The 15924-nt window shown below is 33.2% G+C and carries 15 protein-coding genes; all 15 read right to left on the reverse strand.

Going from position 1 to position 15924, the window contains the following annotated elements; genetic code table 11:
* Positions 1-78 precede the first annotated feature (78 nt).
* The 15 genes from rplS to recG all read right to left on the reverse strand — a co-directional run bounded on the left by rplS (position 79) and on the right by recG (position 15788).
* A complete protein-coding gene (gene rplS, locus NST35_RS07820) occupies positions 79-429 on the reverse strand; it encodes a 50S ribosomal protein L19 (protein ID WP_002436293.1) in 351 nt (116 codons plus the stop codon).
* A gap of 104 nt (positions 430-533) precedes the next feature.
* On the reverse strand, positions 534-1271 hold the full coding sequence (gene trmD, locus NST35_RS07825) for a tRNA (guanosine(37)-N1)-methyltransferase TrmD (RefSeq protein ID WP_002446277.1): 738 nt from the start codon (positions 1269-1271) through the stop codon (positions 534-536).
* Complete coding sequence (gene rimM / locus NST35_RS07830) at positions 1271-1774, reverse strand: ribosome maturation factor RimM (protein ID WP_002446276.1); 504 nt, start codon at positions 1772-1774, stop codon at positions 1271-1273. Before rimM ends, trmD begins: the two co-directional genes overlap by 1 nt.
* 126 nt (positions 1775-1900) lie before the next feature.
* The gene (gene rpsP / locus NST35_RS07835; protein ID WP_002439483.1) at positions 1901-2176 is read right to left on the reverse strand and encodes a 30S ribosomal protein S16; all 276 of its coding nucleotides are present in this window, start codon (positions 2174-2176) and stop codon (positions 1901-1903) included.
* 306 nt (positions 2177-2482) lie between these two features.
* Positions 2483-3850: a signal recognition particle protein gene (gene ffh / locus NST35_RS07840; protein ID WP_002446275.1), complete on the reverse strand. Its 1368-nt coding sequence runs from the start codon at positions 3848-3850 to the stop codon at positions 2483-2485.
* 30 nt (positions 3851-3880) lie between these two features.
* Positions 3881-4213, reverse strand: coding sequence for a putative DNA-binding protein (locus tag NST35_RS07845; RefSeq protein WP_002457379.1), 333 nt, complete (start codon positions 4211-4213; stop codon positions 3881-3883).
* Between the two features lies 1 nt (position 4214).
* Positions 4215-5441, reverse strand: a complete 1227-nt coding sequence (gene ftsY / locus NST35_RS07850) for a signal recognition particle-docking protein FtsY (protein ID WP_002446273.1) — start codon at positions 5439-5441, stop codon at positions 4215-4217.
* A complete protein-coding gene (gene smc / locus NST35_RS07855; protein WP_002446272.1) occupies positions 5438-9007 on the reverse strand; it encodes a chromosome segregation protein SMC in 3570 nt (1189 codons plus the stop codon). Before smc ends, ftsY begins: the two co-directional genes overlap by 4 nt.
* Positions 9008-9133: 126 nt before the next feature.
* Entirely contained in the window at positions 9134-9871 is a 738-nt protein-coding gene (rnc, locus tag NST35_RS07860) for a ribonuclease III (protein ID WP_002446271.1), read from the reverse strand.
* A 114-nt stretch (positions 9872-9985) separates the two neighbouring features.
* Positions 9986-10219 carry an acyl carrier protein gene (locus NST35_RS07865; RefSeq protein WP_001830184.1) on the reverse strand — a complete coding sequence of 78 codons (234 nt, stop codon included), beginning with the start codon at positions 10217-10219 and terminating at the stop codon, positions 9986-9988.
* Positions 10220-10381: 162 nt separating this feature from the next.
* Complete coding sequence (gene fabG, locus NST35_RS07870) at positions 10382-11116, reverse strand: 3-oxoacyl-[acyl-carrier-protein] reductase (RefSeq protein ID WP_001830161.1); 735 nt, start codon at positions 11114-11116, stop codon at positions 10382-10384.
* On the reverse strand, positions 11109-12038 hold the full coding sequence (fabD, locus tag NST35_RS07875) for an ACP S-malonyltransferase (protein WP_002486275.1): 930 nt from the start codon (positions 12036-12038) through the stop codon (positions 11109-11111). Before fabD ends, fabG begins: the two co-directional genes overlap by 8 nt.
* Position 12039: 1 nt before the next feature.
* The gene (plsX, locus tag NST35_RS07880) at positions 12040-13017 is read right to left on the reverse strand and encodes a phosphate acyltransferase PlsX (protein WP_002457382.1); all 978 of its coding nucleotides are present in this window, start codon (positions 13015-13017) and stop codon (positions 12040-12042) included.
* A 1-nt stretch (position 13018) separates the two neighbouring features.
* Positions 13019-13579: a transcription factor FapR gene (gene fapR, locus NST35_RS07885; protein ID WP_001830099.1), complete on the reverse strand. Its 561-nt coding sequence runs from the start codon at positions 13577-13579 to the stop codon at positions 13019-13021.
* A 160-nt stretch (positions 13580-13739) separates the two neighbouring features.
* Positions 13740-15788, reverse strand: a complete 2049-nt coding sequence (gene recG / locus NST35_RS07890) for an ATP-dependent DNA helicase RecG (RefSeq protein WP_002486268.1) — start codon at positions 15786-15788, stop codon at positions 13740-13742.
* Positions 15789-15924: the final 136 nt, after the last annotated feature.

Here is a 15924-nt window from a genome sequence, read left to right on the forward strand (position 1 = left end):
CACATCTTAAGCAATATGTTGAAATTGGCAACTATAGTGCTTATAGACTAGCCTTTTATAAATTGTCGAATATACTGATTAGCGAATTTCTTGAATTCTAGCAGCTTTACCACGTAAACTACGTAGGTAATATAATTTAGCACGACGTACTTTACCACGACGTTTAACTTCAATTTTTTCGATTTTAGGCGTGTGTAATGGGAAAGTTCTTTCCACACCTACACCAGAAGAAATTTTACGAACTGTGAAAGTTTCTGAAATTCCTCCACCACGGCGTTTAATTACAACACCTTCGAAAACTTGGATACGTTCGCGAGAACCTTCAACGATTCTTACGTGTACACGTAAAGTGTCTCCTGAACGGAAAGTGGGTAAATCAGTACGTAATTGTGATTTAGTTACTGCTTCGATTAACTTATGATTACTCATTATAAATTCTCTCCTTCAACCTATGTTCTTGCCTAGACAAAAGTATAGCAGCGGATCATAGTGATTATTAGTGTTTTTCACACTTGAATTATAATAGCATAACGTTAATCATTTTTCAATTTCTTTTTATAGGTTTCTAAAATTTCTCTATCTTTTTCAGTTAATGGATATTGTTCTAATAAATCTGGTCGCTTTTCATAAGTACGAATGAGCTTTTGCTCATGTCTCCACTGATCAATGTGCGCATGATTGCCAGATAATAATACTTCAGGTACGCTCATATTTTTATATTCACGAGGACGTGTATATTGAGGAAATTCTAACAATCCATCTGAAAATGAATCATCTTGATGTGATGCTTGATTACCTAAGACGCCTGGAATAAGCCTCACTATTGCATCCGTCATCGTCATTGCTGGTAACTCTCCACCAGTTAGGACATAATCACCCATTGATATTTCGTCAGTTACAAGATGCTTACGTATGCGCTCATCATATCCTTCATAGTGTCCGCAAATAAAGACAATATGTTTTGCTTCACTTAATTCTTGTGCAATCTCTTGAGTAAAGGGACGACCTTGTGGACACATAAGTATCACTCGAGTATGTTCATTACGATTTATGTCTTCCATAGCATTAAAAACAGGTTCAGGCTTTAATACCATACCTTGGCCACCACCAAATGGGTAATCATCAACTTGATTATGCTTATTAATAGAATAATCTCGGAAATTGATAGTATTAACATTGATGATTCCCTTATCTTGCGCACGTTTTAGTATTGAGTGGTTTAAAACACCTTCAAACATTTCAGGAAATAGCGTTAAATAATCTATCTTCATTAATCTAACAATCCTTCCATCGGTGTAATTTTAATCGTTTTATTTTCTATATCAATATCCTTCACAACATCTTCAATATAAGGAATGAGATACTCTTTTTCACCTTTCACAATCCAAACGTCATTAGCACCTGTTTCAAAAATATTAATCACCCGGCCAATTGGCGTATCATCATCTTTAAAAACTGTACAACCAATTATATCCGAATAATAATATTCATGCTCTCCTAATTCTATATCTTGGTGATCACGTTCTTGATAAATATAATCACCTTTCAAATGTTCAATATCATTTATGTTGTTGATTCCTTCAAACCTTAACATGTGAAACCCTTTATGTATACGATAAGAATCGACCGTATAAACAATTTCAGTATTATTATGTTTTACAAGTAATTGTTCACCAGGTTGAAATCGTGTTTCAGTAAAATCAGAGTTGGATTTCACCTTTACTTCCCCTTTAATACCATGGGTATTGACTATTTGTCCAACCTCTACTTCCATATATGACCCTCCTTCTAAATAAAGTTTATTAAACTGAATCAAATATATATTAACACGTATGTATGTAACAAATAAATATGATTAAAAAAGGACGCCATATTGGCGTCCCACAAAAACATGAGCTAATTATTTAGCATTCTTTTGTTCATCAAATTTTTTCAAAATACCTTCTCTAGATAAGATATTGTGAACTGTATCAGTTGGTTTAGCACCGTCGTGTAACCATTTTAAAGCTAATTCTTCGTCGATTTTAACTTCTGGTGCATTAACGTGTGCTGGGTTGTAAGTACCTAATTGCTCAATGATACGACCATCACGTGGTGAACGTGCATCTGCAACTACGATACGATAGAATGGGTTTCTTTTAGAACCTAAACGAGTTAAACGAATTTTAACTGCCATTTAAATTACTCTCCTTTATGTGTTTATGATTTTATTTTCTACAAGAATAAATAATAACAGTTACACAAATTTTTGTAAAGACTTTTTTCTTTACCAAAAGTAGATTTACGAAGTAAATCGTACTTTTGGTTATGCATGAGCTTTAGCTCAAGCGTTCCACTGCTCTTTTACGAAGTAAATCGTACTTTTGGTTATGCATGTGCTTTAAATCAAGCGTTTCTGTTAATTTTGTTAACAATCCTTATTAAGGTTCAAAAAAATCAAGCATCGAAGACACTCTCAAGTTTCGATGCTTGATTTCATAAATTAAAACGGTAAGTTCATACCCTTTAACATATTTTGCATTTGGTTTCGTTTAGCTTTTTTACCTTTACCGCCACCAGTAAATTGTTTCATCATTTTCTTCATATCATTAAATTGTTTCATTAGTCGATTAACTTCTTGTAAAGATCGGCCTGATCCTTTTGCAATACGTTTTTTACGCGATACATTTAATGTTTCAGGGTTTGAACGCTCTTTAGGTGTCATAGATTGTATAATCGCTTTAATATGATCAATTTGTTTATCACTCATATTAAGCTTATCTAAACCTTTCATTTTATTCATACCAGGAATCATTTTCATTATATCATCTAAAGGACCTAAATTCTTAACTTGATCTAACTGTTCTAAGAAATCATCTAATGTAAATGATGACTCTCGCATCTTCTTCTCTAGATCTTTAGCCTTTTCTTGATCTACATCTTGTTGCGCTTTTTCAATGAGACTTAAAACATCACCCATACCTAAAATACGCGAAGCCATTCGTTCAGGGTGGAATAATTCTAAACCATCCAATTTCTCACTCATACCTACAAATTTAATAGGTTTTTGGGTAACGGAACGGATTGAAAGTGCTGCACCACCACGTGTATCACCATCTAATTTAGTCAATGTTACACCTGAAACATCTAATTGTTCATCAAATGATTGTGCCACATTCACAGCATCTTGACCTGTCATTGCATCAACAACAAGCATAATTTCATCTGGTTTAGAAATTTCTTTAACTTCTTGAAGCTCATTCATAAGTGTTTCATCAATATGCAAACGACCAGCTGTATCAATGATAACGAAATCTAGATGTTCTTCTTTAGCATGTTTTAAAGCATTTTCAACAATTTGTTGTGGTGATACTTGATCACCTTCACTATACACAGGGATATCAATTTGTTTACCTACTGTTTGTAATTGATCAATAGCAGCTGGACGATAAATATCTCCTGCCACAAGTAAAGGTTTCTTGTTATATTTTTTACGCATTAATAATGCCAACTTACCTGCTGTCGTCGTTTTACCTGCACCTTGTAAGCCTACCATCATAACAACAGTTGGTGGTTTGTTTGCCATCTTAATGGATGTATTTTCTCCACCCATTAAGCTAGTAAGTTCTTCTTGTACGATTTTAATAACCTGTTGGCCAGGTGTTAAAGATTGCATGACATCAGAACCTAGCGCACGTTCTGAAACAGTCTTAACAAATTCCTTAACAACTTTGAAGTTAACATCGGCTTCCAATAACGCTAATCTCACTTCACGCATCATCGTTTTAATGTCTGCTTCTGTTACTTTCCCTTTACCACGCATTTTTTGCATCGTGGCTTGTAAGCGATCGGATAATCCTTCAAATGCCATAACGTTTGCCCTCCTTTATTATAATGATCACTACTCTAATTCTTCTAATTGAGTGATATATTGTTTAAGCAACTCAGGTTGATTAAGTGATTGTTTCATTAAGTTATATAATTCACGACGTTTCTCGAATCTTTGGTATAGTCGTAATTTCGATTCATAATCTTCTACTAAATCGCCAGTTCTTCTTATATTATCATAAACTGCTTGTCTACTCACTTCAAATGTATCAGCAATTTCACTTAAAGAATAATCTTGTAAATAAAATAATTCGAGATAATTTTTCTGTTTATTTGTAAGCAAACTTTGATAAAAATCAAATAGATAATTCATACGCAATGTTTTAACTAAATCATTTTGTCCCATTTTAGTTACCTTCTTCAGATTCAACGGATGAATTTCTAGAGATTTCTTCAGGAATATCTTCATTTTGTTCTATCATATCAGCAAATAATCCATATACATAGCTTTCAGGACTAAACGGTTGTAAGTCATCCATTTTTTCACCTAAACCAACATATTTAACTGGAATGTGTAACTCATTTCGAATTGCTAATACAATACCCCCTTTAGCAGTACCGTCTAATTTAGTTAAAACTATACCTGAGACATTTGTAACTTCCTTAAATGAACGTGCTTGTGAAAGTGCATTTTGACCAGTTGTTGCATCTAAGCATAATAAAGCTTCATGGGGGGCATCAGGTATTGCTCGATTAATCACACGTTTCATTTTATCTAACTCTTGCATTAAATTAGATTTATTTTGCAAGCGTCCTGCAGTGTCACAAATTAAAATATCTACGTCTTTATTTTTTGCTGCATTAATCGCATCATATACTACTGCTGCAGGGTCAGAACCTTCGTTTTGACTCACAACTTCAACGCCAACACGTTCTCCCCAGACGTTTAATTGTTGAATTGCTCCAGCTCTAAAAGTATCACCAGCAGCTAACATTACTTTTTTACCTTCTTGTTGATAACGATAAGCTAATTTACCAATTGTTGTTGTTTTGCCGACACCATTCACACCAACCATCAGTATGACATTTAAACGTCCATCTTCAATATTCATTGCTTCAGAATGATCGTCCTCTTGATGATAGATTTCTACAATCTTCTCAACTATAACCTCTCTTAAGTCTTCTGTTTCTTGTATATTACGTCTTTGTGCTTCTGTACGTAGCTCATCAGTTAATTTCATAACAGTATTAAAACCAACGTCCGCAGTAATAAGCATTTCTTCCAGAGCTTCGAAGAAATCTTCGTCAACTTTTCTATATCGAGCAATTAAATTATTTAACTGTTCTTGGAAGTTTTGACGTGATTTTTCCAAACCGGCCTTGAATTTTGCTCCAATTTTTTGAGCTTCTATTTCTTCAAAATCTTCAATCGATATCAAGCCATCTTCGTCAAAATCAGCTTCACTTAATTTTTTAGGTTTCTTTTTGGGTTTAACTTGTTCATCAGAATCATTCGGATCCATTGAATCTGAATCACTGTTAACATTTGAATCTACAGATTCATCCAGGTCTTTTTGAATATCATCTTCATTTTTACTAGAAAATTTATCTTTCAGACGTTTAAAAAAACTCATGCTTGTTCCTCCTTCATAACCTCATCTATTGTATTTAGGTTGACGCTAACTAACTTAGAAACACCAGACTCTTGCATTGTTACACCATATAAACGATCAGAAAACTCCATCGTTCCCTTCCGGTGTGTAATTACAATGAATTGTGTTTCCGTAGATAATTCATTTAAATATTGAGCATATCGTATCACATTAGCTTCATCTAATGCCGCTTCTACTTCATCTAGTATAACAAAAGGTGCTGATCGAACTTTGAGAATGGCGAACAATAGCGCTATAGCACTTAAAGCACGTTCACCACCGCTTAATAATGAAAGATGTTGTAATTTCTTTCCTGGCGGTTGCACGATGATATCAACGCCAGCAGACAAATAGTCATCTTCAGTTAAACGAAGTTCTGCTTGTCCACCACCAAATAATTGCTTAAACACTGTCGTAAAATGATCTTGAACTGCATGAAATGTTGTTTTAAAACGTCCTTCTACTTCTTTATCCATTTCATGAATGATTTGTTCTAAGGTTTCTTTTGCTTCTCTTAAATCTGTTCGTTGCTCATTTAAAAATGTGTATCGCTCATTCAACTCTTCAAATTGTTCTATTGCATTTAAATTTACAGGACCTAATTCATCGATCGACATCTTCGTTAATTTTACTTTTTTACGCAAATTGTCAATAGTTTCATCAGAATCATATTCCATTCTTGCACGTTCTACTGTGAGTTGATACGTGTCATTTAAATGATCTATTGCATGATTAATTAATACATCTAGCTTTGATTGTTTTGCTTTAATATCTTGATAATGATTTTCTATAGAAAGTATATCTTGATGACATTTTTGAAGCTGACCTTCATTCATTTCGATTTTCTCATTAAAATCTTTACGTTGCTGTTTAATCTCACTAAGTTGTTGATTTAAATTTTGTCTTACATTTTCTTGTTGCTGAATTTGCTCTTTCAACTTTTCAAAAGCATCTTCACCCATCATTTCATCTGAATTAAACAATTTGATTTTTTCATTTACTTCAAGTTTTTGACGTTCTGAATCGCTAAGTTGTTTATCTAAATGTTCGTGTACTTGCTTTTGCGATTTAATTCTCTCTTTAACAACAGCTAAATCAGATTGTTTTTGATGTAGTTGCTGTTGTGTTTGATGTGTCGAAGCTTTTCCCTCTTTTGATAATTGTGTATATCTTTCAATATCATTTTCTAGTTGCTTCAATTGTTGTTGTATCTCAGTTAAATGATTTTGCTTTTCTTTTAAAGTTTCTTTACTTTTATCACTTTGATATCCATCATTTTTTTCAAATTCGAACTCTTCATGTTCATTTTTAAGATGTGCTTCTTGTGTTTTTAGTCTATCTAGTTCTAATTCGTGATGATGTACTTGTTCTTTTAAATTGTTGTACTGCTGACTTGCACTAAAATATTGTTCACTTAATTGTTCAGCTTGTGTTTTTTGTTCTTTAAACTGACGTTCAAATTCTGCTGTTTGTCGTTGATAATCTTCAAGTTGATTTCGCATTGTTGATAATTCATCTTTTTGTGACAATATACTTTTTGTTTTACGTGCTCCTCCTCCTGTCATGGAACCACCAGGATTTACAACATCACCTTCTAAAGTTACTATTCTTGTCCGATATCGAATGGCACGTGCAAGTTCATTTGCATGTTTTAAATTTTCTACAATGATGGTATTACCTAATAAATTTTCAATGATGTTTTGATATTTAGCAGATACATTTATAGCATCAGATGCAATATTAATAAATCCTTGTGAACTACGAGCTACATCTTTAATCTCAGCAGCTACATGTCTTGGTTGAATCACGTTTAATGGTAAAAAAGTAGCACGACCTAGACCTCTTTGCTTCAAGTACTGGATTGCTTGACGACCGTCTTTTTCATTATCAACAATAACGTGCTGTAACGATGCACCTAAGGCTGTTTCAATTGCTTGCGTCATTTCTGAAGGAACGTTAATTACTTCTGCAACCGCACCATGAATCCCTCTTAGTTCTTTATCTTTTGCTTTCAAAATGTGCTTTACACCATTAAAGAAATACGTGTAATCTTCCTCTTGAGTAGCTAAACTATCAATTCTTGATTTTAACTTTTCATTATAACGATAGGCTTGATATAGTTTATTTTCATATTCAGAAAGAAGTCTTTTAGAATCTGTCAACTGTCGTTCTAATTGTTGAATATTTTGTTCTACTTTTTGCATAGATTTCTTAGAACTTTGATATGCCTTGTTTGTTTGAGTAATATTTTGTTGAATGTCCTTAAGTTGATTGAAAGCCTCTACTAAACGCGAATCTAATCGTGATTTTTTTGCTTCATTTTCATTGATTGTATGTTCTAAAAATCTTATATCATTATTAACATCTGATTGTTCTGACATCAATGTATAATAACTATTTTTAATTTCTTCCAGTTTTTCGTCGTGTTGTTCATCAGATACATAAAGAAGTGACTCTAATTCTTGAACTTCCTTGTTTAATTGCTTTTGCTTATTTTTCAAATCGGCTAATAATTTTTCATTTTGAGCTTTTTCATTTTTAATAGAATCAATTTGTGATTCTAAATTATCTAATTCTTCCTCATATCTTGCATTTGTTTCTGATTGGTTTTTCTTTCGTTCTTCTAATACATTTAGCTTACCTGATAATTGCTCATAATTCTCAGTTGCTTTAACTAATTCATAATTTAACTTTTCAATGTCATAATCGTTTTGTTGGCGTTTACCTTTATATCGTTGTAGTAACTGATTGATTTGAGCTTGTTGACCTTCTTTCTCAGCCTGTTGACTCTTTAGGTGATTTAAACGCTCATCTAATCGTTGATTATCTTCGGTATAATGATCAATGTCAGATACTGTAACGATGACATCACTTTGCTCCATTTCTTTAGATAATTGCTTATATTCTTTAGCAATGGCCGCCTCTTCTTTTAACGGTTCCACTCGTCCCTCTAAATCATATAAGATATCTTCGACCCGATTAAGATTATCTTCAGTATGGTCAAGTTTTTGAATCGATTCAGCTTTACGCTTTTTATATTTAAGTACTCCAGCAGATTCTTCAATAATTTGTCGACGATTGATTGGTTTTGCATTCAATATTTCATCTACTCGTCCTTGAGAAATAATACTAAATGCTTCCTTTCCAAGTCCTGAATCGAGAAATAAATCTATAATATCCTTTAACCGTGCACGATCATTATTTAAATAATATTCACTCTCACCACTTCGATAGAGACGGCGTGTGACAACTAATTCCTCAGAATCAATTTGTAATTTTTGTGAATGATTATCTAATTTAAGTTTTACTTCAGCAAAATTTTGAGCTTTTCTATGTTCAGCACCTGAAAAAATGATATCTTCCATTTTAGCACCACGTAGTGATTTGGCAGATTGTTCACCTAGTACCCATTTAATTGCATCAGTAATATTACTTTTACCACTTCCATTAGGACCAACAATAGCTGTCACACCTTTATCAAATTGAACATTGGTATGGTCGGCAAAAGATTTAAATCCTATGGCATCAATTGATTTTAAATAAACCATTGTATTCTCCTTATCACAGTCGTGTTGAGTTGATAAGCTTGGGGCTATATTAACAATTATTCAAAATTATCAATATAGATTGAAGCTTTATATGATGATCAATCATAGATTATCATATTTTTATAATTATAATGATTTTTTATTTTTCATTAGTTTATACGCTTGTTCTGCTGCCTTTTGTTCGGATTCCTTCTTTGTCTTTCCTTTACCCTCTGCAACTGCTTTATTTTCTAAAATCACTTCCGATGTAAATAGTCTATGATGTGCGGGACCCTCTTCTTTAATTAATTGGTATGTCACATCTCCTTTATTTTGGCTATGCACATATTCTTGAAATTGTGTTTTAAAGTCTACGACACCAACGAGCTCGTCATCTTCTACATACGGAAAGATAACTTTTTCAGCAAATGTCCATACTGTGTCTAAACCTTGATCTAAATATAGTGCACCTACAAAAGCTTCAAAAGCATCTGAAATAAGGGAAGGTCTTGTTCTGCCTCCTGTCTTCTCTTCACCTTTACCTAATAAAATCAGTTCGTTTAATTTAATTTTATTCGCAAATATCACAAGTGAAGGTTCACAAACAATTGTTGCGCGCATCTTTGTCAAATTACCTTCTGGTAAATGAGGATGTCTGTCAAAAAGATAGCGTGAAACCGTCAATTCTAATACCGCATCACCTAAAAATTCTAAACGTTCGTTGTGTTCTAAACGATTCATATTAAAGTCATTAATAAAACTTGAATGAGAGAAAGCTTGTTGATATAAATCAATATTTTTAAAATGTAATCCTAACGACTTCATTTTATCAGTAAATTTTTGTTGAAAATCATGTACCATTTCTTTCTTTTTCTGGTTAGCCACAACCTAACCTCCTAACTATAAAGTTTAAAAGCTTAATTTAATTTTACGTGAAAACAGACTAAAACTAAAGAAAAAATCTGAGCCGACGAGAAGACGACTCAGATATTAATCATTTTATTTTTCAAGGCTGTTGATGTATTTAACAGCATCACCAACAGTGTTGATTTTTTCTGCTTCTTCATCAGGAATTTCAGTACCAAATTCGTCTTCTAATTCCATTACTAATTCAGCGATATCAAGTGAGTCAGCGCCTAAATCATCTTTGAATGATGCGTCTTCAGTTACCTTGTCAGCATCTACGCCTAAACGATCAACGATGATGTCTTTTACTTTATCGAAGTTTTCCACGTCGCTTCACCTCCTTTTAAAGAGTCTTTTGATAGACTATTTTATTTTCCCATTTTACTTTCTAAAATACAAGTAGAATTTTAGAAACACTTAATACATGTGTATTTAGTGTTTCTTATACATGAGCCTCAGCTCATGTGTTCGTTTGCTTCTTTTCGAACATTACATATACATTCCGCCGTTAACATGAATTGTTTGGCCTGTAATATATTTAGCTTTATCAGAAGCTAGGAAGGCAACAGTATTAGCTATATCTGTATCTTCTCCAAAACGTTTTAAAGGAATTTGCTCTAACATTTGATCCTTCAAATCATCACTTAAAGCATTTGTCATATCTGAAACGATAAAGCCAGGTGCTACAGCGTTCACTGTAATACCTCGTGATGCTAGTTCTCGTGCTGCAGTTTTAGTTAATCCAATAACACCTGCTTTTGTTGCAACATAGTTTGCTTGTCCAGGATTACCCATTGCACCAACAATACTAGTTAAATTAATGATTGCACCACTACGTTGACGTAACATTTGTGGCGTTACTTTTTGAATACAGTTAAACACGCCTTTTAAGTTCGTATCAATCACGTCATCCCACTCTTGTTCTTTCATGCGCATAAGTAAGTTGTCTTTAGTTATTCCTGCATTGTTAACTAATACGTCTACAGAACCAAATTGACTTACCACTTCTTTAATCATTTCTTTAACTTCATCGCCTTTTGCAACATTGGCTTGTATTGCAAAACTTTCTACACCTTTAGCTTTAATTTCTTCAACAACTGCTTCTGCTTTATCTTTACTTCCAGCATAATTGACAGCTACATTATATCCTTCTTCTGCTAATTGCAATGCAATGCTTCTACCTATACCACGAGAAGCACCTGTAACTAAAGCACTTTTATTCATGATTATTATTCCATCCTTTCACATCTTCAAGTGTTTGAATTGAAGTGATTTTTACATCTCGATTAATTTTTTTGATGAGCCCAGATAATACTTTTCCAGGTCCAATTTCAATAAAGTGATCGACACCTTGATTAATCAACCACTCCGTTGATTGAATAAATTGAACAGGTAAATATAATTGTTTAACCATATTGCGTTTAATTACTTCGGCATCGGTTTCTCCCTTTGCATTAACATTCTGAACAATTGGATAATTAGCATTATGCCACTCAAATTGATTAATGAAATTAGCAAAATCCTCTTCAATAACTTTCATCATTGAAGAGTGAAAAGGACCGGAAACAGCTAACGGAAGAACGCGTTTAGCTCCAAGTTCTTTGCCCTTTTCTACTAATTCATCAATTAAAGGTTTATGTCCAGACACCACGATTTGACCTGGTGAGTTAATATTAGCAGGTTCAATTAACTGTTCATTTGTAGATAACGTTTGACATATCTTATCAACATCATCATAGTCCAAACCTAATACTGCTGCCATACCTCCAACACCGTTAGGAAACGCTTGAGCCATAAGTTGGCCACGTTTACGTACAATTCTAACTGCATCTTCAAAAGCTAATACACCACTAGCAACTAAACTTGAATATTCTCCTAAGCTATGTCCCATAGTATAATCTACTTTTAAATGATTTAAAGATTCTAGTAACGCAATACTATGTGTTAATAGTGCAGGTTGTGTATTTTCTGTTTCTCCTAATTTCCCATCATTATCATTAAACATCGTTTCTAACAAATCAAAGTCTACTGTCTCTTGAGCTAAATTTAATACTCGAGTCGAGCGTTCTTCTTCGTTATATAAATCACTAGCCATCCCTACTTTTTGTGCACCTTGACCAGGGAATACAACTGCTATTTTACCCATTTTACTCACCTACTGTATCTTTCATAATTTGAACGATATTCTCTTCACCAGCAATTTTTGCTTGTCTAATTGCAGAATAAAATGCTTTAGCGTTTGAACTACCGTGAGCTTTTACAACCGTACCATCTAAACCTAATAATACTGATCCACCATATTCTGAGTAGTCCATTTTCTTAGCAAATGTGTCTAAATCTTTTTTCAACACTGCACCAGCTAATTTATTTTTGAAGCTACTCATTATTGTTTCTTTCAACATTTTACCTATAGACTTTGCAGTGCCTTCAAGATTTTTAAGGACCATGTTACCTGTATAACCATCTGTTACTACGACATCAACATTTCCATCCATAAGTGTTTTTGCTTCAATATTACCTGTAAAGTTAAATGATTGATTTTTCTCAAATAAATCATATGCTTTTTTAGTTAAAGAATTTCCTTTAGCTGCTTCAGTGCCAATATTAAGAAGTGACACTGAAGGATTTTGAATACCGCGAATTTTTTGAGCGTAAATATTTCCTAATTGCGCATATTGTAGTAAATGTTCTGCTTTAGCGTCAGCATTGGCACCAACATCTAAGAACACAAACCCTTTGCCATCAGTAGTGGGCAATGTTACAACTAACGCAGGTCTTGCTACGCCTTTAATACGTCCAACAATAAATAACCCAGCTGACATTAAAGCACCTGTATTTCCCGCTGATACACAACCATCAGCTTCACCTGATTTTACCGCCTCAGCCATCTTAACCATGGAGCTATCTTTTTTACGTTTAATTGCACGTACTGGTTCATCTTCCATTTCAATCTTTTCGGTACAATGTCGAAACTCTATACGCTCATGACTTAAATTGTATTGTGATTCGTCACCAAAAAGAATAATTTCCAAATCTTTAAAGTCTTCGACAGCTTTTTTAACTGCATCTAATACAATACCAGGCGCATCATCTCCACCCATCATATCTACAGCAATTTTAACCATTTCATTCATCCTCACTTGTATAGTACATTTTGAATTTCCCTTTAAAAACTAACATATCTGAAACATAAGAATTCACTTCAATAATATAATGTTTATCTGTTATATCTATGACACGGGCATCTGCTCGAACTGTGTCATTTAATTTTACTTTTTCTTTAAATTCAACTTGACTTTCATGTGTCAATACTATTGGTTTATGTATAAGAGCTACACATAATGAGTTAGCTTGTGCAAATAAGACATGCCCTCTAGCAATCTCACTTTTTGCAAAAACAGAATCAATTGTAATTTCAATTAGAGATTGCGCGCTAACATCAGGATTCACTTGAATCAAATCACCTATAATTTCATTGGCCTCTATTGATTTGATTCGGCCATAATTCTGTTCAGCGACTAATTTAATTCTTTTACGTAACTCAGGAATATTTAAATGTGTGCGATCTAAACGTATGGTTTGAATACTTACATCAAACTTCTCACACAATTCATAATCAGTGATGAAGGGGTTTAATTCGATAGCCTCTTTAATGGCTACTCGTCTATCGTTTTTCTTTAATTTCACACGCTCACCCCTCATTTTAGTACCAAGTCTTAAATATTCCTTAAATATCATAACACTTTCTTTATCTATTACTCAACAATAAACTGTATCAATCTATATTCAGCTGATCGTATCTTTTTATAAAATCAAAATATATCTTTGAATAGTATAATATTTTTTTCTAATCAAAACGAATGTGGCGTAAGTTTTGTTTAATAAACTCTCTTAAATGACTATATTGTTGTTCGAAAAATTGGCCAGATTGTATAAGTTCTGCTGCTTCATCTCTAGCAACTTCAAGCATACGATAATCTTCTACTACATTTGCTACAAGAAAGTCTGGAAGACCGCTTTGTTTTACTCCAAAGAAATCTCCTGGACCTCTCATTTCTAAATCTCTTTCACTTAATTCGAATCCATCAGTAGTTTGAGTCATAATGGTCATACGTTCAATACCTGTTTCAGTCTTGGGAGATGCAATTAATACACAATAACTTTGATGTTCACTACGACCAACACGCCCACGTAATTGATGTAATGTAGATAAACCAAATCGATCTGCATCATAAATCATCATAAACGTTGCATTAGGTACATTTACACCCACCTCAACTACAGTAGTAGAAACTAAAATATCTATTTCATGTTCACTGAATTTTTGCATGACTTGATCTTTATCTTCAGCAGTCATTTTCCCATGTAATAATCCAACTTTTTCATTACCGTAATCACTTTGTAAGGATTCATAAAGTTCCACAACATTTTGTACATCTTCTAAATGCTCAGAGCTTTCAATTAATGGACAGATCACATAGGCTTGTCTACCCTTTTTTAATTCATTCGACATTTGTGCAAGTACTTGATCATATTGCTCATGTTTTGCCCAACTTGTTTTTATAGGTTTTCTGCCTTTTGGTAATTGTTTAATTGAAGATACATCCATTTCACCGAAAACAGAAATAGCGAGTGTTCTAGGGATTGGTGTCGCTGTCATAAACAACACATTGGTCATCGCACCTTTTTCTCTTAGAATTTGTCGTTGGTTAACACCAAATCGGTGCTGTTCATCTGTAATGACTAATCCAACATTATTGAAGACAACATCATCTTGTATCAAGGCGTGTGTACCAATCAAACAATCGATAGTTCCATTTTCTAATTGTTCTAGAAGAAGTCGTCTTTTTTTCCCTTTAACAGAACCAGTTAATAAAGCTACGTTCATTGTATTACCAAATAGTTGCATCAAACTTTCAGCGTGCTGTTCAGCTAAAATCTCCGTTGGAACCATTAATGCAGATTGATATCCTGCAGTTTTTAAGGCGTACATACAAATTGCTGCTACTATAGTTTTGCCGGATCCAACATCACCTTGTAACAACCGATGCATACGAATAGGCGCCTTTAAATCACGAAATATTTCATTGACACTAACTTTTTGAGCATCAGTTAACTCAAATGGCAAACTATCAATAAATTGTTTTACTTTATTTATATCGTAATTAATTTCAATAGCTTCATCTGATGTCTTTTCTAAGCGATTTAACCATTGCATACGTAGCTCAAACATAAATAGCTCTGTAAATGCATAAGTTCGTCTAGCTCTTAGCAAGTTTTGTTTATCAATAGGATGATGTAATGTTTGAATTGTATATGCTAAAGTTTCTAATTTATACTTTTCTCTGAGGTCATCAGTCAACCATTCATGAATTGTAACATCACTAAGTGCCTGTCTAATGTTATCTCGTAACTGCTTTTGTTTTATTCCTTCTTTAACTCGATATACTGGTTCTAAATGGGCATCCTCTTGATTTTTTTGATCATTAAAAAAAATACGATTACCATTAATCTCTTGTTTATTACGATTCCATTTCCCTTTTATAGTGACAATACTATTTAGTTCAAGTTTCTTTTTTAAATATGGTTGATTAAAAAATACGCATTTAACAGCGATATGATTTATCATAAGATGGACAGTTAATTTCGATTTATTACGACCAAAAAAAGCAACAGTTGGACTGGAATAAACCTCACCTTGAACTGTTACAGTTGCTTGATCGTCTGCTTGATTTAAATCAATAACAGTATTATCTTCATAACGTGTCGGTAAGTATAATACTAAATCTTCAACTGATTTAATATTTAATTCTTCTAACAACGCTAAACGTTTTGGACCTATACCTTTAATTTTATCTAATGCATACGGGCTCTCAATAAGATGAACTTTTGACATGATGAATCACCTATTATTTTTCATTATCTTTAATCTCAACATCTATTTTACCATGTTCAATTGATTAATTTGCGTTTCACGGGTTAATTATATCAACACTTCACTATTAAAATTCTCATTATATATAAAAATAACG

Origin of the sequence: Staphylococcus sp. FSL W8-0304 (assembly GCF_038006565.1) — a bacterium.
Classification (GTDB): domain Bacteria; phylum Bacillota; class Bacilli; order Staphylococcales; family Staphylococcaceae; genus Staphylococcus; species Staphylococcus epidermidis.